This is a genomic window from Pseudocoprococcus catus, from assembly GCF_019734885.1.
GTDB lineage: Bacteria > Bacillota > Clostridia > Lachnospirales > Lachnospiraceae > Coprococcus_A > Coprococcus_A catus.
On sequence record NZ_JAAXCM010000021.1, the window covers coordinates 68,430 to 89,004 of the forward strand.

Consider the following 20,575-nt stretch of genomic DNA (forward strand, 5'->3'; position numbering starts at 1 on the left):
AGGAAAATGGATGAGCTGGTCAGAAAAGTATATGACACTATAAAGAAATCGGAAATGATCTGTCAGGGTGATTCGGTGATTGTCGGCGTTTCAGGCGGTGCGGATTCGGTCTGCCTGCTGTCGGTACTCAAAAACCTGCAGATGTCCATGGACTTAAAGCTGACAGCCGTCCATATCCATCACGGCCTGCGTGGGGAAGCGGCAGATCGGGACAGAGATTTTGTGATACAGTTATGTCAGACACTTCATGTGCCCTGTGAGTGCTTTCAGACAGACATTAGGGAAATGGCACAGGCACAGCATTTGTCTGAGGAGGAAGCCGGCAGGCTGTTCAGATATGAATGCTTTGAACAGGTGCGGCAGCAGAAGCAGGCATCAAAGATTGCAGTGGCGCATCATATGGATGATCAGGCGGAGACTGTGCTGCTGAATCTGTTCAGGGGCAGTGGACTGAAAGGAATGGCAGGCATACCGGCGGTGAGAGATGTGATCGTGAGACCGCTGCTGAAGATCAGCCGCAGTGATATTGAGGAATATCTGAAAAAACATCAGATCGCTTATCGAAATGATGCAACGAATTTTGAAACAGAGTATACCAGAAACCGGATCAGGCTGGATATTCTTCCTTATGTCACTGAACATATCAATCCGGCGGCGGTGTCCCATATTGCGGAGACTGCCGCTATAGCAGCGGATATCTGTCGTTATATAGAAAAACAGGCAGCAGCCATTGGAAGAACCATGATTCGGCAGGTATCAGCGGATGATTATACGGTATTGGAAATCGATGCAGCCGTATTTATCAATCAGGATATTGCTATTCAGCGGGAACTTTTGCGGCAGGTGATGAACCGGCTGGCCGGCGGACTGAAGGACATCCAGGCAGTTCATATTGAAATGTTCAGGGAATTGTTTGAGGGGCAGGTGGGAAGGCAGGTGGATCTGCCTTATCAGCTGTGTGCAAAACGCACATATACAACTGTGAACATTTTCAGGAATCAGACACATACAGCGGACGGCATTCTGGCAGATGAATGTCCTGAAATAAAGCTGGATGAGCCGGGGAAATATATTTTGACAGGCAGTAAAAGAGAACTTTGTCTTAAAATTTTTCCTGTGGAGAAAAATCTGCAAATTCCCAAAAAAATGTATACGAAATGGTTTGATTATGATAGAATAAAAAATGGACTGGTCCTGCGGCAGCGCCGCCCGGGCGATTATATGATGATCGGCGGCGGACATAAGAAAGCTCTTCGCAGAATTTTTATGGATGATAAGGTACCGCAGTCGGATCGGGAGAATTTGAACATGTTGACAGACGGCAGTCATGTCCTGTGGATACCGGACATAGGCCGTTTGAGCGAATATTATAAGATTACCGGAGAGACAAAGCTGATTTTATCAGCAGAACTGAAGGAGATTGAAGAATGAAAGAGAAGATTAAAGTTTTACTGCCGGAAGCAGAAGTTGACAAGAAGATCCAGGAGCTGGGTGAACAGATCAGCAAGGATTATGAAGGCAAGAGCATTCATATGATCTGCGTATTAAAGGGTGGTGTTTTCTTCACATGTGAACTGGCCAAGAGAATCAGTGTGCCTGTATCTCTTGATTTTATGTCTGTATCCAGTTATGGCAATGGTACGACATCTTCAGGTGCGGTTCGTATCGTGAAGGATCTGGATGAGCCTTTGGACGGTAAGGATGTCCTGATTGTTGAAGATATCATTGACTCAGGCAATACACTGCATTACCTGGTAGAGATCCTCTATAAGAGAAAGCCAAACAGCATCAAGATCTGTACTCTGTTAGACAAGCCGGAGCGCCGGACAGCAGATGTGAAGGTTGATTATTCCGGATTCAACATTCCTGATGAATTTGTTGTAGGCTATGGTCTTGACTATGCGCAGAAGTACAGAAATCTTCCGTTTATCGGAGTTGTTGAATTTACTGAATAACAGAAACTAAGTAATAAGACAGAAGCTGAAGAGGGTTGCTGCGCATTTGCGGTTAGCATCCCTTTTTCATAATGTTTGATAATTTTTATCAAAATCAAATGATAAGTCACTAAGTGACAGGAGGAGTGTAGCATTGAATAATAAGAAAAGAGGAATTGGCCTGTGGGTCATTGTTCTTGTCTGTGTATTCATCGGTATCATTGTCAGTGAGGGATGGAATCTGCTGGCAGCCAGTGATTACACATACAGCGAATTCCAGCAGGATATACAGAATAAAGTGAGTCAAATTGAGGATGTTGTCATTTCACCGAATAAGGAGACACCGACAGGTATGATCTCTGTGGAATGGAAAGACGGCAAGGAAGACAGCTTTTATGTGACCGATGTCAACCAGGTCAAGGACTGGCTGGAATCCGTGAATTATATGAATTATAAGGAGACAGATGTCATTAACCGTGAAGGATGGTTTTACAATAACGGTGCATTATTAGTACTGGGAGGTATCTTCCTGTGGTTTTTGTTCTCATTTATCAACAGTCAGCAGAGCGGCGGCGGAAGTAAGATGACAGACTTCGGCAAGAGCCATGCGAAGATGAGCAAAGAGGGTGACCGCAAGGTGACATTCCGTGATGTTGCCGGTCTTCAGGAAGAGAAGGAAGATCTCCAGGAGATTGTTGATTTCCTTAAATCTCCTGAGAAGTATACAAAAGTCGGTGCCCGTATACCGAAGGGCGTGATCCTTGTGGGACCTCCGGGAACAGGTAAGACATTGCTGGCCAAGGCAGTGGCTGGCGAAGCCGGTGTGCCTTTCTTCAGTATCTCAGGTTCAGACTTTGTGGAAATGTTTGTCGGTGTCGGTGCTTCACGAGTGCGCGACCTTTTTGAGAATGCCAAGAAGAATGCACCGTGTATCGTCTTTATCGATGAGATCGATGCGGTTGCAAGAAAGCGTGGTACGGGTCTTGGCGGTGGTCATGATGAACGTGAGCAGACATTGAACCAGCTCCTTGTTGAAATGGATGGTTTTGGTGTCAATGAGGGCATCATTGTCATGGCAGCAACAAATCGTGTGGACATTCTGGACCCGGCGATTCTTCGTCCGGGCCGTTTCGACCGTAAAGTCGGTGTCGGACGTCCTGATATTCAGGGACGTCGTGAAATCCTTGAGGTTCATGCCAAGGGCAAGCCGCTTGGAGATGATGTAGATCTGGATCAGATCGCCCGTACAACAGCAGGCTTTACAGGTGCTGATCTTGAAAACCTGATGAATGAAGCAGCTATTTATGCGGCAAAACAGAGCCGCGCCTATATTGTTCAGGATGATATCCGCCGTGCCTTTGTGAAGGTTGGTATCGGTGCTGAAAAGAAGAGCCGTGTCATCTCTGACAAGGAGAAGAAGATCACCGCTTATCACGAGTCCGGTCATGCCTTATTGTTCCATTTACTTCCGGATGTTGGACCGGTTTATTCTGTATCCATTATTCCGACGGGAATCGGTGCCGCAGGATACACAATGCCGCTGCCTGAAAGAGACAATATGTTCAATACCAAGGGGAAAATGATGCAGGATATCGTTGTATCCCTGGGCGGACGTGTTGCCGAAGAGTTGATCTTTGATGACATCACGACCGGCGCTTCACAGGATATCAAGACTGCCACAGAGACAGCCCGTGCTATGGTGACAGAGTACGGTATGTCGGATGCCGTTGGTCTGATTAACTATACAAGCGGAAGTGATGAAGTTTTCATCGGCAGAGATATCGGTCATTCCAAGCCGTATGGTGAAGGCGTTGCAGCTGTCATTGATCAGGAAGTGAAACGTATCGTTGACGGATGCCATCAGGAAGCAAGACGTATTATTACAGAGCATATGGAAGAACTTCACGCATGTGCCGACATGCTGATCGAAAAGGAAAAGATTACAAGAGAAGAATTTGAGGCAATTTTTCCAGAAGGAACAGAAGATGAAAAATTGCGCTTTATGTAACTTGCATAAAAAGGATTTCTGAAACAATAAAACTTTGTGAACACTTTCGGACGGTGGCATGGTATTATAATACACGTAAACCCCCCAATACATTATAAAGTTTTTGTTTCACCCCATAAACAAAAATACCTTCTCCAAAAGGACAGCAACGGAAGCTGTCCTTTTTTCTTTGTCAAAAAAGAGGCGTTCTAAAAATATGTGAAATGCGGCTCAGGAGTATTTTGGTAACGAACTATCCAAGGCCCTGTTCACCACAAGCACACTCGCGTTGCCAACGTCTAGCAGCGGTACATAAGGCAGTAAAGGACACTGCCTAAGTACCGGCTGACGTTGAAGCACTTGTGATGAACAGGGCCTTGGATAGTTCGTTTTCTTAAGTAATCTGAAGCCGCATTTTATTTATTTTTAGATAGAATTTTTTGATAAAGAAAAAAGGACGATAGCAAAGGAGAAAAGAGGGATTGACGGAGAGTAAAAATAATAGGGGTGACCAAAGGATATGAAGTAATTAATAAAACATATCGGCTGTTAGAGTATACATATTTTCATGGATTACGTGTATACAATGTAGTAGAAGGTTGAAAATCTATCGAATTTACTATACAATAGAAATAATTTTGTGACTGTTCAAAGTTAAATGAAATTGTCGATAAATATAAGGCAACATAGATGCAATTTTTGAACAGATACGATGACTTAATCGCGAAAAGTTCATTATTCATGGATAAACAAAAACAAATCGGCGATTTGTTTTTGTTTTCAGGAATCAAGGAGACTTTTCGCAAAGATATTTTTATGACAGAGGTAATTGCATGAACAATTTTTTGAACAGACAGGCGTTTTTTGCGGATGGGACGCCTTTTTATCGGTTATATACAGCGGATGGTGCAGAGGCTGCCGGATGCAGTGTCAGACTGCGATTTCGGACGGCGAAGGACAATGCGGCTTCGGTAATGGTTGTGACGGACTGTGTGAGGGCTAAGATGCATAAGTCTTTTTCAGAGAGAAATTTCGACTATTATGAGACGGTACTTCATTATCCGGAGTGCGGGACGAATTATTATTTTGAAATTGCCGGAATCGGAACGAGTGAAGAAAGGATAACGGCTGTTTACAATAAGCGCAGTACCATGGACAGGGCACAGGATTATTATAATTTCAAATTTTATCCGGATTTTAAGACGCCTGACTGGGCAAAGGGGGCGGTTTTTTATCAGATTTTTACAGACCGTTTCTGCAATGGAGATCCATCCAATGATGTATTGGATCATGAGTACAGCTATGTGAAGCTGCATTCGGAGCAGGAAAAGGACTGGGGGGCTTATCCGCACAACATGGATGTCTGTCATTTTTATGGCGGTGATCTGCAGGGGATTATGGATAAGCTGGATTATCTGCAGGATCTGGGAGTCGAAGTTCTGTATCTGAATCCGATTTTTGTTTCACCATCCAATCACAAATATGATATTCAGGATTATGATTATGTGGATCCTCACTTTGGCAGAATTGTTGATGATGAGGGGGATGTTCTGGTTGAGGGGGACATGGACAATCGTCATGCCGGCCGCTATATCCGCCGTGTTACGAATAAAAAAAATCTGGAAGCCAGCAATGAATTTTTTATACAATTTGTAGAAGAAGTTCATCGAAGGGGTATGAAAGTTATCCTGGACGGTGTTTTTAACCATTGCGGTTCCTTCAATAAGTGGATGGATAGAGAGCAGATCTATGAGGGTCAGGAAGACTATGAACCGGGAGCTTATGTGGATGAGAAGAGTCCGTATCGCAGTTTTTTCAAGTTCTTTTCAGAAAATTGGCCGTATAATAAGGATTATGATGGCTGGTGGGGACATGATACACTGCCGAAGCTGAATTATGAAGACTCTGAAAGCCTGTGTGATTATATTCTTCGGATCGGACAGAAATGGGTATCGCCGCCTTACAATACAGATGGATGGCGGTTGGACGTAGCGGCAGATCTCGGTTATTCACCGGAGTATAATCATGCTTTCTGGAAACGTTTCCGAAAAGCAGTAAAGGATGCAAACCCGGAGGCACTGATTCTTGCGGAAAATTATACAGATCCGGCATCCTGGTTGGAAGGTGATGAATGGGATACAGTTATGAATTATGAAGCTTTTATGGAGCCGATCACATGGTTTCTGACAGGAGTTGAAAAACACAGTGATGAGCGCAGAGAGGATTTGCTGTGTAATCCGGAGACTTTTGAGGGTGCTATGAGCCATCATATGTCCCGGTTTGAGTATGAGTCATTGTATGTGGCCATGAATGAATTGTCCAATCATGACCATTCGAGATTTCTTACAAGAACCAACGGACAGGTGGGAAGGATTCAGAGCAAAGGTACAGAGGCCGCAGAAGAAGGCATCAACGAGGCAGTGATGAGAGAAGCTGTTATTATGCAGATGACCTGGCCGGGGGCACCGACGGTTTACTATGGTGATGAGGTCGGTGTCTGTGGTTGGACAGATCCGGATAACAGAAGAACTTATCCATGGGGACATGAAGATAAACAGATGCTCCTTTTTCACAAAGAAGCCATTCGGATACATAGAAACAGCACTGCGCTTCGTACAGGTTCCTATAAAATGCTTTATACAGCATGGGGAATACTGGCTTATGGCCGCTTCGATGAGAAGGAACGCTATACCGTGATCGTCAATAATACACAGGATACAGTGAACGTGGCGATACCTGTATGGCAGATTGGCGTGACTGATGGAAGCCGTATGGAGCAGCAGCTGATGAGCTCGTCAGCATCATTTACAAAGGTGCCAGATATTTATGTGGTAACGGATGGTTATTTGATGGTCGCAATACCGAAGACATCTGCTGTGATTCTTAAGGATATCGGATAAATTTTATTTTGGGGTTGAATTTTAATATTAAGTATGTTATGATGGATAGCGGTCAGAAATGATCTATGGATGGATTCCCGAGTGGCCAAAGGGGACAGACTGTAAATCTGCTGCGACACGCTTCGGTGGTTCGAATCCACCTCCATCCATGACAGTATGAACGCCATGTATCTGAGCAATCAGATCCATGGCGTTTTTTGTATTAAACTATTGATTATTTTTGCGATTAAGGATATACTGTTGGTTAATAATACGCATGCGAACTATTTTTAAAACAAAGAATTATCAGGAGGGTATATCATGCAATATGAAGGAACCGTTTACAGACCACCAAGTGAAGCACGCAGTCTGATTGTACAGGTAACTGTCGGATGTGCACATAATACATGCACGTTTTGCACCATGTACAAGGATAAGAAATTTAAGGTCAGACCTATAGAGGATGTGCTGGCGGATTTTGATGAGGCGGCGATGCTGTACGGCGGGCATATCCGAAGGATTTTCCTGGCCGATGGCGACGCCTTGATCGTAAAAACAGATATACTTGTTCAGATTCTGAATTACATATGGAAGAAGTTTCCAAATCTGGAGCGTGTAACGGCTTACGGAACAACACAGGATATTCTTCATAAATCCGAAAATGAACTGAAGTGCTTAAAAGAAGCGGGACTGGATATGGTCTATATGGGAATTGAATCCGGAGATCCTCAGGTATTAAAAGATGTGAAAAAAGGCGTGACAAGAGAGCAGATGATCGAAGCGGGACAAAAACTGAAAAGCTGCGGTATTCTCTGTTCAGCAACATTGATTTCAGGTCTTGGCGGTCGCCAGAGACTGCGTGAACATGCAGTTGCCTCCGCCACTCTAATCAGTGCAATTAAACCGGATTATGTGGGCTTTCTGACGCTGATGATGGATCGGGAGGCACCAATCTATTCCAGGATTGTTTCAGGAGAGCTGGAGCTTTTGAATCCGGAAGATGTGGTAGAGGAGATGAAATTATTCCTTCAGAATGTGGATTCCGATGGGACAGTTTTCAGATCCAATCATGCTTCCAACTATGTTATCCTTAAGGGAACGCTGAACGAAGATATTCCGTCCATGCTGGATTATCTGGATCAGGTAGAACAGCAGGGAAAATACAGAGAAGAACGCTGGAGAAGATTCTAAATAACAAAGGAGCTTGTTTGGGAGGGCATATTAAATGCCTTTCTTCCGGATAAGCTCCTTATAATGTATTGTCGTTGAATTCAACTCAAAAAATGTCAGAAAACAGAAAAATATTATGAAAATATATTGACAAATAGAAAATAAATGATATAATTAAGGCATAAAAACAAAGATACAGAACAAGTTAACAAATAGCTCTTATAAGAGCAGAAGGGACTGATTCCAAAATTCTAAGTAGTTTTGTTTCAACTGTCTAAACTGAGAGAAGGAGGTATGGACCACCAGAAAGTTTATTTTAATTATTTAAATCGAAACTGAAGAAAGGGGTATAGTCCAATGTACTGTACAGAAGAACACCAGTAAAGGGCCATCTGATGATTGATCAAACGTCGGATGGCTCTTTTTTATGTCCATTTGGAACTGTTTTTTCGAGATGGGTATTGCGCAATTCTTTCGGTTAATATATACTGAACCAATGAAGAGAGGTTTTGAATATGTTAAAGAGATGTGCTTTTTCGGGTCACAGGCCTTTATATTTTCCTTGGAAGGAGAATGAGTCAGACCCTGCATGTGTCCGTTTGAAGGCAGCCCTGGAAGAGGAGATTGATAAGGCTGTGGCAGACGGTTTTAGTTATTTTATTACCGGAGGTGCCGAAGGCGTTGACACATGGGCGGCAGAAATTGTACTGGATAGAAAGAAGAGGAACCCTGAAATTACTCTGGAGCTTGCAAAGCCCTTTGCGAATTATAACAGCTGCCTGAAGAATGATTATGGTGACAGGCTGCGTGCAATTGAGGCATCGGCGGATCATGTAACGGTTGTATCGGATGGTGCAGATGAAGCGGCGGATTATATTCTGAGGGACTGCTATATGGTGGATGCCAGTGAGCGGATGATCATCGTCTATGATGATGACAGCAAGGGACCAAGTGGTACGAAGGACGCATTGCTGTATGCAAGATCCAGCGGCGTGGAGATACGTCAGATACAGTGGATGCATTTGTAAGTCTGCGGGGGCTGTATTTTCAGGTCTGCAGATTATGAAGAAAGAAGAGATAATTTGAAAGAAGAATTCAAGAAATATCTGGCGATGATATTAGCTGTGTTCTGTACAGCGGCATTGAGTATTCTGTTCTTTTTTATATTGTTCCGGCTGGAAGCACTGAGAAGCGGGACAAAGAAAGTTTTGGATATTCTGATGCCTTTTATCTATGGTGCAGGTATTGCCTATATTTTAAAGCCGATTTGCAATACGTATGAGCGATTTCTTGAGAAACACTGGCATCCGAAGAGGCAGCAGCTCATTGGGACTGCCAGTGTGGTTGGCAGTGTTGTGACAGGCCTGGTGATTATTTATGCGGTATTGGCGATGCTTCTGCCGCAGCTGGCTGTGAGCATATCCAGAATGGCACGGTCGCTGCCGCAGATGGTGGACAGTATCAGCAGTATGGTGGATCGTTTGTTTGAAGGCAATGAGATCATTCAGAATTATATTATGCAGCTGTCTGATGCGGGAACAGAGTCCATTTCAGGCTGGCTGAAGGACAGCATTCTTCCTTATATGAATATGATCCTGACAGGATTGTCGGACAGCATGATCAATGCAGCCGGGATTTTTATGAATCTGTTTATTGGTCTGGTTGTTGCTGTTTATCTTTTGAGCGGACGCAAAAAGTTCAAAAAACAGGGAAAACTGATTTTATACAGTTTGTTCAAAGAACGGTGGGCGAACAAGATTGTAGAAGAGATCCGTTTTGCGGACAGAGTTTTTTCCGGATTTATTGGCGGCAAATTGCTGGATTCAGCCATTATCGGCGTTATATGCTATGCGGGAATGATGGTCCTGGGGCTGCCGTATGCGATTCTGATTAGCGTGATCGTCGGTGTGACCAATATTATTCCGTTTTTCGGACCTTATATCGGTGCGATACCATCGGCCATTATCCTGTTGACAGTCAGCCCGATGTCCTGTCTGATATTTGTGATTTTTATTGTGATTCTGCAGCAGGTGGACGGCAATATCATCGGACCGAAGATTCTGGGAAGCAGTACCGGATTATCGGGTATCTGGGTGCTTTTTTCTATTCTGTTTTTCGGCGGACTCTTTGGATTTGTAGGTATGTTGATCGGCGTGCCTGTCTTTGCAGTGATTTATGACCTGATCAGGCAGCTGATCGTGAGAGGTCTGGAGCTTAGAAATAAGTCGAAGATGTTTGATGAGTATGAGCTGGAATATCCGAGAAAGGATTAGCAGACGGAGTATGGCCTGAGGTGAATAAAGATTAGTAGTCCAAAGGGCCTGAAGTAGATAATACGGGGAGTGATAGAAATGTTGAAAAGCTGGAAGCTGCAGGAAGTGGGCGGTGCAGTTACGTTATTGATCTGCGGACTTGTCCTGCTGTTGATGCCTGAACTGACGCTTGTGACAATTGCCAATGTGATCGGTATTTTCGTCATCGTAATCGGCGCCTTTTTCTTAGTCAGTTATTTTATGAGAAAAGAACTGGCAGCGGGAAATAATGATTTGATCAAAGGTCTGGTGATCGTCTTTGTAGGTATTTTTATATGTGTAAAATCAGAACTGGTGGTGTCCATTTTGCCGGTGGTTCTTGGTATCGGCGTTGTCCTCAGCGGCATTTTGAAATTACAGCATGCGTTTGATCTGAAACGCATGGGCTTTGGTACATGGATACGCATTGCCATAACAGCAGCTATTAATGTGTTTATTGGTCTGATTGTTATTTTGAACCCTTTTTCAACGGCAGCGTGGCTGATGCGTCTTGTAGGCATTGCATTTATTTTCAGCGGCGTGACAGACCTTGTGACAACGATTTATGTATCACGAAAAGCATCTGAATATTATGTGGATGGCAAAGCCGAAGAGGAATAGAGGAAGTCATGACTTTACAGCAGTTAAAATATGTCATTGCCATTGTGGAAAAAGGCAGTATCAATGAGGCTGCCAAGGTACTTTACCTGTCCCAGCCGAGTCTGACCAAGGCTATTCATGAATTTTTTGGGAATTATGCAAATTTGTAAAAACAGTTAAGATAATATCAGCACGTGATGAATTATTCACTGCCCGGCCTGACACCCCCTCAATACAGTTAATGTTTATTAACTCTGTCAGACCGGGCTTTCTGTTGCCGGAAAAATGTCAAAAAATGGAATAAGCGCATGACTAAATTAGGGAAAGAGGATTATACATATGAATTTATTGGCTTTTAATAGAGGACTGAGAGATGGCATTGCCATTGCGATCGGCTATTTTTCGGTCTCCTTTTCTTTTGGGATCACGGCGGTGGCCTCGGGAATCAGTTGGTGGCAGGCCGTGCTGATCTCCCTGACAAATCTGACTTCATCAGGTCAGTTTGCGGGAATTGGTATCATAGCAGCTTCAGGTTCTTATATTGAGATGGCCATTACGGAACTGGTGATCAATATGCGTTATGCGCTGATGGGAATTTCGCTTTCACAGAAACTGGATCCGACATTTAAGCGCTGGCAGCAGCTGATCCTGGGGCATTGCAATACCGATGAGATATTTGCGGTGGCCATGAGCAGAAACAAAACAGTTACACCGGCGTATATGACAGGACTGGCGGTTTTACCCTATATCGGATGGAGCGGCGGGACACTTGCCGGTGCCATTTGCGGCAATATTCTTCCGATGATGATCAGCAATGCGCTGGGCATTATGATTTATGGGATGTTCCTGGCGATTATTGTTCCGGCAATGAGAAAAGAACATCCGATCCTGGTTGTTGCCTGTGTTGCTATTCTGATGAGCTGCATCATTCATTTTGTTCCTGCATTTTCATTTATTACGGATGGTTTTTCAATTATTATCTGTGCGGTGGCGGCCTCTGCTGTAGGTGCATTGCTTTACCCGGTTTCAGAAGAAGAGGAGGAGGCAGAACATGCAGCATAATTACTGGATATATCTTTTGATCATGTTTGCGGTGACATATCTGGTGCGGGTATTGCCGCTGGTTGTATTCAGAAAGAAAATTACAAACCGTTTTGTGAGATCTTTTCTTGCCTATATTCCTTATGCCGTACTGGCAGCCATGACATTCCCGGCAGTATTTTTTGCAGTAGACTGCATTCCTGCGGCTGCGGCCGGCGTTATTGCAGCGGTTATTGTTGCATTTAAAGGGGGAAGTTTGTTTACCGTAGCAGCCTCTGCAAGCGTTGTGGTTTATGTCATGTTATTGATTTTGTAATGAAATTTTCAGGCGTTTTTTAGTTTTTTGTAAAATTCAGCTGTTTTTCCTGTAAGGATTATGGTATTATTTTGTATATTGAGTTTTGCAGGTACGCCTGGCGTATCTGAGTAATATGACAGGAGGAAGAGAGGAATGAAAAAGCTCGTTGCGGTGACAACAACGATCCTGATTATTCTGATTGCTGTACTTGGCCTGATGGTGGTCAAAGGAAGTACTGGAACAGACAGCAGCAGTCCGAAGACAGCATTGTCGGATCTGAAGGAAAGCTTGTCAGGAAATTCTGATACTTCAGAGGAACAAACGTCGGAAGAGGTTGCCGATCAGGAATATGATGGTGAATTATTGAAGCTGAATAAGCAGATGGAGACAATCACTTATGAGGGCAGAGATTTTAGGGTTAAGTTTGCCAATCCGTTTTATGAAGAAGGCAGTGACAATTATGTCAGTGTGATTTTCTATGATGAGAATCATGGCTATCTGCTGAAATCCCTTGGAGAAGGAACGGACAGCGCATTTTTTGAGGCTTATAAGACAGAGGACGGCTGTCAGACATGGAACAAATGTGCAACAGACGTATGGTTTGATCTGAATGGAGAGAATCATCTGGAGATGATCAGTGAGAATGAAATCGTTTATGTATGCTCTGTTATCAATGAGAATCTTGGTACGAATGAGACGACCATCAGTTACAGTGCTGACGGCGGTGATTCATGGCAGGCATTCAAGGGCAATTCCGGCGGTGACAGTGAACAGATTCAGGCGCTGATTGGCAAGATGTCTCTGGAACAGAAAGTGGCCCAGCTGTTTGTTGTATCACCGGAATCGCTGACAGGTGTTGATACGGTTCAGTATGCGGGAGATACAACGTATCAGGCATTACAGGATTATCAGGTAGGCGGCCTGGTCATCACAAAGGACAATATTGACTCATCCAGCCAGTTGAAGACCATGACAGAGAAACTGCAGTCTTACAGTGAGGAGATTTCTGGGTTACCGTTATTCATTGCAGCAGCAGAAGAAGGCGGCAATGATTCTGTTCTGGGCAACAATGACAGTCTGGATGAATACTATGAAGATTCTTATAGTGACGGTGATGAGAGTGACGATACGTCTGATTTCAGCAGTTATGTACATAGCGGGGCACCGTCCATGTCAGAAGTCGGACGTAAGGACGACAGTACCAATGCTTATGAGGCAGGCAAAGCCATCGGAACGATGATGTCAGAATATGGCCTGAACCTTGATCTGGCACCGGTGGCAGATGTCTTATCAGGCAATAGCTATGGTATGGGAACACGTACTTTTGGTACAGAAGCCCAGACCGTTTCAGATATGGCACTTGAAGTACTTCGAGGTATTGAAGAGCAGGATGTGCATGCAGCAATGAAGTATTTCCCGGGATATGGTGCAGCTTCATCCAATATGTCAGGATTCCCTCTAATCAATAGTTCACTGGATGAACTGAAGAAGAAAGAGTTCCTGCCGTACATCAATGCAATTGAGCAGGGATTGGATTTTGTTATAGTTGGACATGTTTCTGTTCCGAATGTCATCGGAGATGACACGCCGTCTTCTTTATCAGAGAAGATGATCAGTGAAGTACTTCGCAAAGCTCTTGGTTTCAAAGGTGTTGTCATGACGGATTATCTGAATGATGCCAATATTGTGAAGAATTACAGTGCTTCTGATGCTGCTGTGAAGGCTATTCAGGCAGGTGCAGATTTGCTGCTTGAGCCTGAGAACTTTGAAGAGGCTTATGATGGTGTTTTGAAGGCGGTTAAGAACGGTAAGATTTCCGAAGACCGTATCGATGAATCTCTTTACCGTATTTTCAGAGTGAAGGTTACAATGATGGATGGAACATCAGACACAACTGAGTCAGAGGGCAGCAGCGATTATTAGAAGGTATTGCTGTGTAAAGGAAGATGCAATTCTTAAATTACTCTAAAAATGAGTCTGTATTGCTGTCAAATACTTGACGATTTTAAGAATCTGCTGTATATTCGATACACAGATAGACGCATACGCGTTTGAAGTGAAGATATATAGGAGGAGTATATCATGGGAAGACATACCATAACCATGTTCTTTGCACTGTTGGTAATGCTCCTGGCATTGACAGGGTGTGAGAAGAAGTATACCGGCGGGGAGACAGAGAAGGCATCCGATACAGAGATACAGACAGAGATAGAATCTGAGAAGGAGACAAATCCGGAAACTGTACGTGAAAGCGTGGAATCGGATAAAGTTACAGAGAGCAGTAATCAGAACAAGAAAGTATTTGAGAGCAGTCTTGGTTACAGTGTGATCTATGATGATACAGCGTTTGAGTATAACCGTACAGGAGATTATGATGAAATTGGTTTGAAAGGACAGACATTTTCTTCGAAACCTGTTTTCTTTGCAGCCATGAAGATCAAGAATGAGGACATCGCGACAGTGATGGATCAGATCTTTAATCATTCGGCACAGGAGACGACAATCGGAACGAAAGCTTACAAAGCCATTTGTCAGCCTACAACAGAAGAACTTGACGGAGGAAAGAGTGTTAAGTATCATAACCAGTATCTGGTGGAGCTGGCTAATGGTGATGCATTGCTTTTTGAAGTACAGTGGTTTGAGGAAAGCAAGGAGCTTAAAGAGACAGCAGCAATAGAGGAAAGCGAAACCGTTAAGGAGACTGAGAGTATCCAGGAGACGAAAGCAGCAGAGACGGAGACCGAGTCAGAAAGCTCTGAAAGCAGCAGAGAAGAACTTACAGAGTGTGCCAGCAGGAAACTGTCAGAAATGTTGGATTCTATTGAGATTGAGGTGCCGGTTAAAGGCGAGGAGCCTGCGGAGGCATTGGAGACGGTTCTGGAATCCGGATCAGAAGCTCAGCAGACAGAAGAAACAGCGAAATAACATAGGCTTATGCATTTGATGTATAGTCATAAGATATAAATGTATTGACACAGCATATGATTTCAAGTAATATATTTATATGAATTGGCGTATATGAAGTACGCATACGAATAATTATTCAGTTACCAGTATATTTATTTTAACAGATATATGCACAGGCAGTGTATGATAGTGGAGTATGAAGCTCCTGTCCTTTTGGACAGGAGCTTTTTACGTTTGTAAATACAACATTATTTAATATGTAACTGTTCAGAGCCAAGCAAAATTTCAAAAAGCAGGTATAAAATGCGTAGCATTTTGGAGGTTAGCTCTGAACAGATACTTTAATTTTATGTAGAGGCGTAATTGAAGGGGAAGTCGATGAAGAAGGATGAATTATTAAAGAATATTGAAAAGTATTGGACAAATCGTGCAGAAGGCTATTCACAGGTGAATCTTGAAGAACTGGCAGGTGAAAAATGGCCGGTCTGGTTGTCGGTCATTGAAGAACATATGCCAAAAGTGGAAAGAAAAGGGATAAGAATTCTGGATATAGGAACAGGACCAGGTTTTTTTTCAATTATCTTATCAAGAGCCGGCTATCAGGTGACAGCTATTGATTATACAGAAGAAATGCTGAAAAAAGCAAAGAATAATGCCGGCATCCTGGCAGATAAAATCGAATGGTATCAGATGGATGCACAGGCGCTTCGGTTCGCTGATAATACATTTGATATGATTGTCAGTCGAAATGTAACATGGAATCTGGAACATCCGGATAGGGCATACTATGAATGGATGCGTGTTTTGAAGCCTGGCGGCGTTCTTTTGAATTTTGATGCCAATTGGTATCATCATTTATTTGATGAAGAGAAAAGAGCTGCATATGAGGCGGATCGCAATAAGGTCAGCAGTCTTGGAATGCATGATGACTATACGTGTACGGACATTGAAGCAATGGAGGCAATTGCACGTCAGGTGCCGCTTAGTCACATTCAGCGTCCGGAATGGGATCGTCAGATTCTTAAACAATTAAATGGTATACAGATACAGCTGGATGAAAAGGTGTGGCAGCGTGTCTGGTGCGAGGCTGAAAAAGTGAATAATGGTTCTACACCGATGTTTATGGTTGCGTGTACTAAAGCACCGGTACAGCAGACAGAGCGGCTGAGACTTCAGGCTGCGATGGTATAGATAGAGGAGAAAGGTTTTGGCAAATTTATGAAATTTTTGATAAAAAAGGCGGGAGGCTTTTGTCTGTTGATCATAGGCATTACATTTTTATCGTTTCTCCTGTCTTATCTGTCTCCGGGAGATCCGGCACAGATACTATTGAATAATCAGGGGGTAAAAGCCAGTGAGGAAGCGCTGCAGTCCACCCGGCATGAGCTGGGACTTGACCGACCGATGATTGTTCAGTATGGTGATTGGCTGATGGACTTATGCAAGGGTGATATGGGCACTTCTTATAAGTCCAATCGGCCGGTATTAAGTGAAATGACAGCAAAGATTCCAGGAACACTTATTCTGACAGTGACAGCACTTGGGGTTACAATGCTGCTTTCTATTCCTTTAGGTACTTGGTGTGCGTGGTATGCAGGCGGCAAAGCAGATCGCCTGATCCAGATGGTGACTTATCTATTTGCTTCGCTTCCGTCTTTTTTTCTGGCACTTTTACTGATGTATTTTTTGTCTTTAAAGATAAAATTATTTCCGGTGATCGGAAGTCTTAGTCTGAAAGGACTTGTTATGCCGGTTTTGACGTTGGCATTGACCTTGTCAGCCTGGTATATACGTCAGGTGCGAGCCATTATCAGAAAAGAAATGCAGGGATCCTATATAGATGGCCTCAGGGCAAGAGGTATGTCTGAACGGCAGATTTTATTTGGACACGTACTGCGTAATTGCAGAGGCCCATTAGTGACTTTGATCGGGATATCTTTTGGCAGTATGCTTGGTGGTACAACAATTGTGGAGAGTATTTTTTCATGGCCGGGAGTCGGCAAATTGGCAGTAGATGCGATTACAGCCAGAGACTATCCGGTGATACAGAGTTATGTTGTCTGGATGGCAGTTATTTATCTGAGTATCAATTATCTGATTGAATTTCTGTATCCTTTGCTGGATCCAAGGACAGGCAGGAGGAGACAGAAATGAAAAAGAAAAAAATGATTAAGTTCAGACTGATAATTCTGATGGTACTTTGTGCAGGCCTTTTGCTGGGCGCATGGATCGTGCGGGGGCATTTGATTCATGAACCATTTCGTACCAATGTGCGTCAGGCTTTTTTGGCACCCTGCAGAGAGTATATCTTTGGGACAGATAATCTGGGAAGGTGTGTTGCCTGCAGAATTCTTTATGGCGCAGCGACATCCCTTTATGCGGCTGTTCTTGCCGTTCTTGCTGTATTTATTATCGGAACGGCAGTTGGTGTTACAGCAGCATATGCCGGTGGTATTGTGGATCGGATATTAATGAAGATTACATTGGTTTTTCAGGCTTTTCCGAATTTTATTCTGGCAGTTGCAGTAGCCGGAATGCTGGGAACAGGCTTAAAAAACAGTGTGCTGGCGCTGGGGGCTGTTTATTGGATCACTTATGCAAAACTGTCCCGAAGCCTGGTGTTGTCAATCAGAGATTCTGAGTATATAAGGGCAGCAAAAATATGCGGTGCAGGACCGACGGCAATTATTTTTAAATATATACTGCCGAATATGGTTTCACCGCTTATTGTGACGGCTGCTCTGGATGTCAGCAGTTTTATACTGAGTATGGCCGGTTTATCGTTTCTTGGGCTGGGGCCGTCCAGACCAACAGCGGAGTGGGGAGCCACCATGAGCGAGGCGAAAACATTTATCCAACAGGCGCCATGGTGTATTGTATTTCCGGGGCTGGCGCTGTTGGTTACAGTTGTTATATTCAATTTATTGGGAGATGCACTTCGTGATGTGATTGATGAAGGGTAATAAAAGGGTAACATTTTAAATTTATATAAAAAAGAACAAGGAGTAATCAAATGAAAAAGAAATTATTAACGATTGCTGTGACAGCAGCAATGGTGTTTAGCCTTGTGGCCTGCGGCAGTAATGGTGGGAACAATGAAACAAAGGCGGTGGAGACAAGTGCGTCAGAAACAGCAGCTGAGAGTGCTGTTTCTGAAGGTGATGGTGAGAAAACACTGAAAGCCGGTGCAACAACAGGATTTTTCGGCGCAGAGAGTCTGGATCCTGCGAACAACTGGGATGGATGGATTATGTCCATTTATGGTATCAGTGAGAACTTGTTCAGATTAGATGATAATCTGGCACCTCAGCCATGGCTGGTTGACAGCTATGAGAATACGGATGATACAACATGGGTATTCACCTTGAAGGATGGCATCACATTTTCCAATGGCAATGCCGTTACTGCAGAAGTTGTAAAGAAGTGTTTTGAAAGAACCTATAGCAATAATACCCGGGCGGCCAGTACACTGAAAATTGATTCCATGGAGGCTGACGGCCAGATATTGACGATTCATACACCAGAAGCGAATCCTACAATTTTGAATGATCTTTGTGATCCGATGTTTGGTGTTTATGACGCGGAAAGTGAGATTGATCCTGAACTTGGGGCATCATGTACAGGACCTTACGTGGCGACTGCTTTCACAGCTATGACAGAAGTAAAGATGGACAAAAACAGCAATTACTGGGGCGGAGAACCGGCAATTGATCATATTGAACTGAAAATTATGGATGATGTAGATGCGTTAAATATGGCACTTCAGAATGGAGAAATTGATATGATTGCACAGCTGCCGGCAGCAAGTGCTTCACTTTTCACTGATACAGATACCTATACAATTGGTGCGGCAACATCAACAAGATCCCAGTTTCTTCAGTTCAATCTTGAATCAGAAGCATTGAAGGATGTGAATATTCGTAAAGCCATCAGTATGTGTATTGATCGTGAGGGCTATGCAGATGTTGTATTTGCAGGATATGCAAAACCATCCTATGGCATTTATCCGGATACATTGAGCTATGGCGGTACGGATGGCATTAATCTTTCTGTTGATAAGTACGATACAGAAGCAGCCAAAGCACTGGTAGAAGCTGCAGGTTACACACCGGAAAAACCTCTGGAATTAAAACTGGTTACATACAGCTACAACACAGGTTTACTGCAAATGACAGATATGCTGCAGCCGGAGCTGGAAGCAATTGGAATTAAGTTAAGTATTGAGACTTATGATGTACTGGATGATGTACTTCAGGCTGGAAACTTTGATATTGCAGCTTTGAGTTATGCCCTTGCGCCAACAGGTAATGCCCAGTATCTGATCAATATGTTGTTTGTATCAGATGGCACTGATAATTATGGCCATTACAGTAATTCAGATGTAGATGCGGATGCACAGAAACTGGAAACTACCTTTGATACATCTGAAAGAGATGCAATCGTCAAAGATCTGACTCAGAAGGTTGTAGATGATTGTCCGGATGCTTTTATTGCCAGCCAGCAGCTGCTTATTGTTTATAACAATAAAGTAACGGGTGTGGATGTGAATCCATCTGAGTATTATCTGATTACGAATACATTGGATATTGCGGAGTAAAACATATGCTTTCAGTTGAACAGCTTTATGTGAATTACGGAGAAAAAGAAATACTGCATGATGTCGATCTTCAGGTTGCTCAGGAAGAAATTGTGATGATTGTAGGAGAGAGCGGCAGTGGGAAAAGTACTCTGGTGCGCAGTATCATGGGCCTTTTGGGTGAAGAAGGACATATTACTAAAGGAAATATTGTTTTTCAGGGGGTCAATTTGTGTCAACTGAACAAAAAACAATACCGGGAGCTGAGAGGCTCTCGTATTGCTATGGTTTTTCAGCAGCCGGAGAGTTCTTTTGATCCCACTCAGACCATTCATCGTCAGTTTTACGAGGCTATGAATGTACATAGGAAAGTCAATGTGCGGGAGGCAGAGCAGACAGCAAAAAGCCTGCTTGGAATGCTTGGATTCAGGGAGCCGGAAACCATTCTTTCAAAATATCCTTTTGAATTAAGCGGCGGCATGGCGCAGCGGGTGGCGATTGCGTTGGCTGTTGTTAATGAACCGGCGTTTTTGCTGGCTGATGAGCCTACGAGTGCCTTAGATGTGGTTGTACAGAAGCAAACATTGGATATGATATTGGATATGCGTCAAAAATTGCATATGACAATGCTGATGGTGACGCATAATATGGGAGTTGTCGCATATATGGCGGATAAAGTCGGCGTGATGCATCATGGCCACCTGGTAGAATGGGGCAAAAAGACAGAATTGTTGAAAAATCCACAGCATCCATATACCAGAGAATTGATTCGTGCGATTCCGACCATGAATGGCCTTCTTCCGCAATATCAGGAAACACCGCAGATGAAAGGTTGGAAGAACAAAGTCTGGTATTCTGAGACACATTGGGCATTGATGGCGTAAAGGGCATA

18 protein-coding genes and 1 tRNA gene are annotated in these 20,575 nt (G+C 43.5%); all 19 read left to right on the forward strand.

Annotation, left to right across the window (positions count from 1 at the left end; translation table 11 throughout):
- Window positions 1–6: 6 nt before the first annotated feature.
- The gene (gene tilS, locus HED67_RS04305; protein WP_221717636.1) at window positions 7–1,431 is read left to right on the forward strand and encodes a tRNA lysidine(34) synthetase TilS; all 1,425 of its coding nucleotides are present in this window, start codon (window positions 7–9) and stop codon (window positions 1,429–1,431) included.
- On the forward strand, window positions 1,428–1,955 hold the full coding sequence (gene hpt / locus HED67_RS04310; RefSeq protein WP_215632509.1) for a hypoxanthine phosphoribosyltransferase: 528 nt from the start codon (window positions 1,428–1,430) through the stop codon (window positions 1,953–1,955). The genes tilS and hpt overlap by 4 nt, the downstream gene beginning before the upstream one ends.
- A gap of 133 nt (window positions 1,956–2,088) precedes the next feature.
- On the forward strand, window positions 2,089–3,942 hold the full coding sequence (ftsH, locus tag HED67_RS04315; protein WP_221717637.1) for an ATP-dependent zinc metalloprotease FtsH: 1,854 nt from the start codon (window positions 2,089–2,091) through the stop codon (window positions 3,940–3,942).
- Between the two features lie 812 nt (window positions 3,943–4,754).
- A complete protein-coding gene (locus HED67_RS04320; RefSeq protein ID WP_221717638.1) occupies window positions 4,755–6,821 on the forward strand; it encodes a glycoside hydrolase family 13 protein in 2,067 nt (688 codons plus the stop codon).
- A gap of 67 nt (window positions 6,822–6,888) precedes the next feature.
- Window positions 6,889–6,970 (forward strand) — tRNA-Tyr (locus HED67_RS04325).
- A 151-nt stretch (window positions 6,971–7,121) separates the two neighbouring features.
- Window positions 7,122–7,991, forward strand: coding sequence for a radical SAM protein (locus HED67_RS04330; RefSeq protein WP_221717639.1), 870 nt, complete (start codon window positions 7,122–7,124; stop codon window positions 7,989–7,991).
- Window positions 7,992–8,485: 494 nt separating this feature from the next.
- On the forward strand, window positions 8,486–8,998 hold the full coding sequence (locus HED67_RS04335; protein ID WP_178439207.1) for an SLOG family protein: 513 nt from the start codon (window positions 8,486–8,488) through the stop codon (window positions 8,996–8,998).
- Window positions 8,999–9,052: 54 nt separating this feature from the next.
- Entirely contained in the window at window positions 9,053–10,243 is a 1,191-nt protein-coding gene (locus HED67_RS04340; RefSeq protein WP_221717640.1) for an AI-2E family transporter, read from the forward strand.
- A 78-nt stretch (window positions 10,244–10,321) separates the two neighbouring features.
- Window positions 10,322–10,882, forward strand: a complete 561-nt coding sequence (locus tag HED67_RS04345; RefSeq protein WP_221717641.1) for an HdeD family acid-resistance protein — start codon at window positions 10,322–10,324, stop codon at window positions 10,880–10,882.
- An 8-nt stretch (window positions 10,883–10,890) separates the two neighbouring features.
- Window positions 10,891–11,031, forward strand: a complete 141-nt coding sequence (locus HED67_RS04350) for a LysR family transcriptional regulator (RefSeq protein ID WP_330656530.1) — start codon at window positions 10,891–10,893, stop codon at window positions 11,029–11,031.
- A gap of 169 nt (window positions 11,032–11,200) precedes the next feature.
- Window positions 11,201–11,923: an AzlC family ABC transporter permease gene (locus tag HED67_RS04355; protein WP_178439198.1), complete on the forward strand. Its 723-nt coding sequence runs from the start codon at window positions 11,201–11,203 to the stop codon at window positions 11,921–11,923.
- Window positions 11,913–12,218: an AzlD domain-containing protein gene (locus HED67_RS04360; RefSeq protein ID WP_178439195.1), complete on the forward strand. Its 306-nt coding sequence runs from the start codon at window positions 11,913–11,915 to the stop codon at window positions 12,216–12,218. Before HED67_RS04355 ends, HED67_RS04360 begins: the two co-directional genes overlap by 11 nt.
- Before the next feature lie 135 nt (window positions 12,219–12,353).
- Window positions 12,354–14,123 (forward strand): glycoside hydrolase family 3 N-terminal domain-containing protein, encoded by a 1,770-nt coding sequence (locus HED67_RS04365; RefSeq protein WP_221717642.1) that lies wholly within the window; start codon window positions 12,354–12,356, stop codon window positions 14,121–14,123.
- Between the two features lie 159 nt (window positions 14,124–14,282).
- Complete coding sequence (locus HED67_RS04370) at window positions 14,283–15,125, forward strand: hypothetical protein (RefSeq protein WP_178439190.1); 843 nt, start codon at window positions 14,283–14,285, stop codon at window positions 15,123–15,125.
- 360 nt (window positions 15,126–15,485) lie between these two features.
- Window positions 15,486–16,298, forward strand: a complete 813-nt coding sequence (locus HED67_RS04375) for a class I SAM-dependent methyltransferase (protein WP_221717643.1) — start codon at window positions 15,486–15,488, stop codon at window positions 16,296–16,298.
- Window positions 16,299–16,325: 27 nt separating this feature from the next.
- Complete coding sequence (gene nikB, locus HED67_RS04380) at window positions 16,326–17,261, forward strand: nickel ABC transporter permease (protein WP_178439184.1); 936 nt, start codon at window positions 16,326–16,328, stop codon at window positions 17,259–17,261.
- Window positions 17,258–18,070, forward strand: coding sequence for an ABC transporter permease (locus HED67_RS04385; protein WP_221717644.1), 813 nt, complete (start codon window positions 17,258–17,260; stop codon window positions 18,068–18,070). Before nikB ends, HED67_RS04385 begins: the two co-directional genes overlap by 4 nt.
- A 50-nt stretch (window positions 18,071–18,120) precedes the next feature.
- On the forward strand, window positions 18,121–19,704 hold the full coding sequence (locus tag HED67_RS04390) for an ABC transporter substrate-binding protein (RefSeq protein ID WP_178439181.1): 1,584 nt from the start codon (window positions 18,121–18,123) through the stop codon (window positions 19,702–19,704).
- A 5-nt stretch (window positions 19,705–19,709) separates the two neighbouring features.
- Window positions 19,710–20,567, forward strand: coding sequence for an ABC transporter ATP-binding protein (locus HED67_RS04395; RefSeq protein ID WP_221717645.1), 858 nt, complete (start codon window positions 19,710–19,712; stop codon window positions 20,565–20,567).
- Window positions 20,568–20,575: the final 8 nt, after the last annotated feature.

Coding starts and splice junctions, on each gene's coding strand:
- HED67_RS04365 (WP_221717642.1), top strand. CDS start 12,354: ATGAAAAAGCTCGTTGCGGTGACAACAACGATCCTGATTATTCTGATT.
- HED67_RS04330 (WP_221717639.1), top strand. CDS start 7,122: ATGCAATATGAAGGAACCGTTTACAGACCACCAAGTGAAGCACGCAGT.
- HED67_RS04370 (WP_178439190.1), top strand. CDS start 14,283: ATGGGAAGACATACCATAACCATGTTCTTTGCACTGTTGGTAATGCTC.
- HED67_RS04355 (WP_178439198.1), top strand. CDS start 11,201: ATGAATTTATTGGCTTTTAATAGAGGACTGAGAGATGGCATTGCCATT.
- HED67_RS04360 (WP_178439195.1), top strand. CDS start 11,913: ATGCAGCATAATTACTGGATATATCTTTTGATCATGTTTGCGGTGACA.
- hpt (WP_215632509.1), top strand. CDS start 1,428: ATGAAAGAGAAGATTAAAGTTTTACTGCCGGAAGCAGAAGTTGACAAG.
- HED67_RS04375 (WP_221717643.1), top strand. CDS start 15,486: ATGAAGAAGGATGAATTATTAAAGAATATTGAAAAGTATTGGACAAAT.
- HED67_RS04345 (WP_221717641.1), top strand. CDS start 10,322: ATGTTGAAAAGCTGGAAGCTGCAGGAAGTGGGCGGTGCAGTTACGTTA.
- HED67_RS04350 (WP_330656530.1), top strand. CDS start 10,891: ATGACTTTACAGCAGTTAAAATATGTCATTGCCATTGTGGAAAAAGGC.
- nikB (WP_178439184.1), top strand. CDS start 16,326: ATGAAATTTTTGATAAAAAAGGCGGGAGGCTTTTGTCTGTTGATCATA.
- tilS (WP_221717636.1), top strand. CDS start 7: ATGGATGAGCTGGTCAGAAAAGTATATGACACTATAAAGAAATCGGAA.
- HED67_RS04320 (WP_221717638.1), top strand. CDS start 4,755: ATGAACAATTTTTTGAACAGACAGGCGTTTTTTGCGGATGGGACGCCT.
- HED67_RS04335 (WP_178439207.1), top strand. CDS start 8,486: ATGTTAAAGAGATGTGCTTTTTCGGGTCACAGGCCTTTATATTTTCCT.
- HED67_RS04395 (WP_221717645.1), top strand. CDS start 19,710: ATGCTTTCAGTTGAACAGCTTTATGTGAATTACGGAGAAAAAGAAATA.
- HED67_RS04385 (WP_221717644.1), top strand. CDS start 17,258: ATGAAAAAGAAAAAAATGATTAAGTTCAGACTGATAATTCTGATGGTA.
- HED67_RS04390 (WP_178439181.1), top strand. CDS start 18,121: ATGAAAAAGAAATTATTAACGATTGCTGTGACAGCAGCAATGGTGTTT.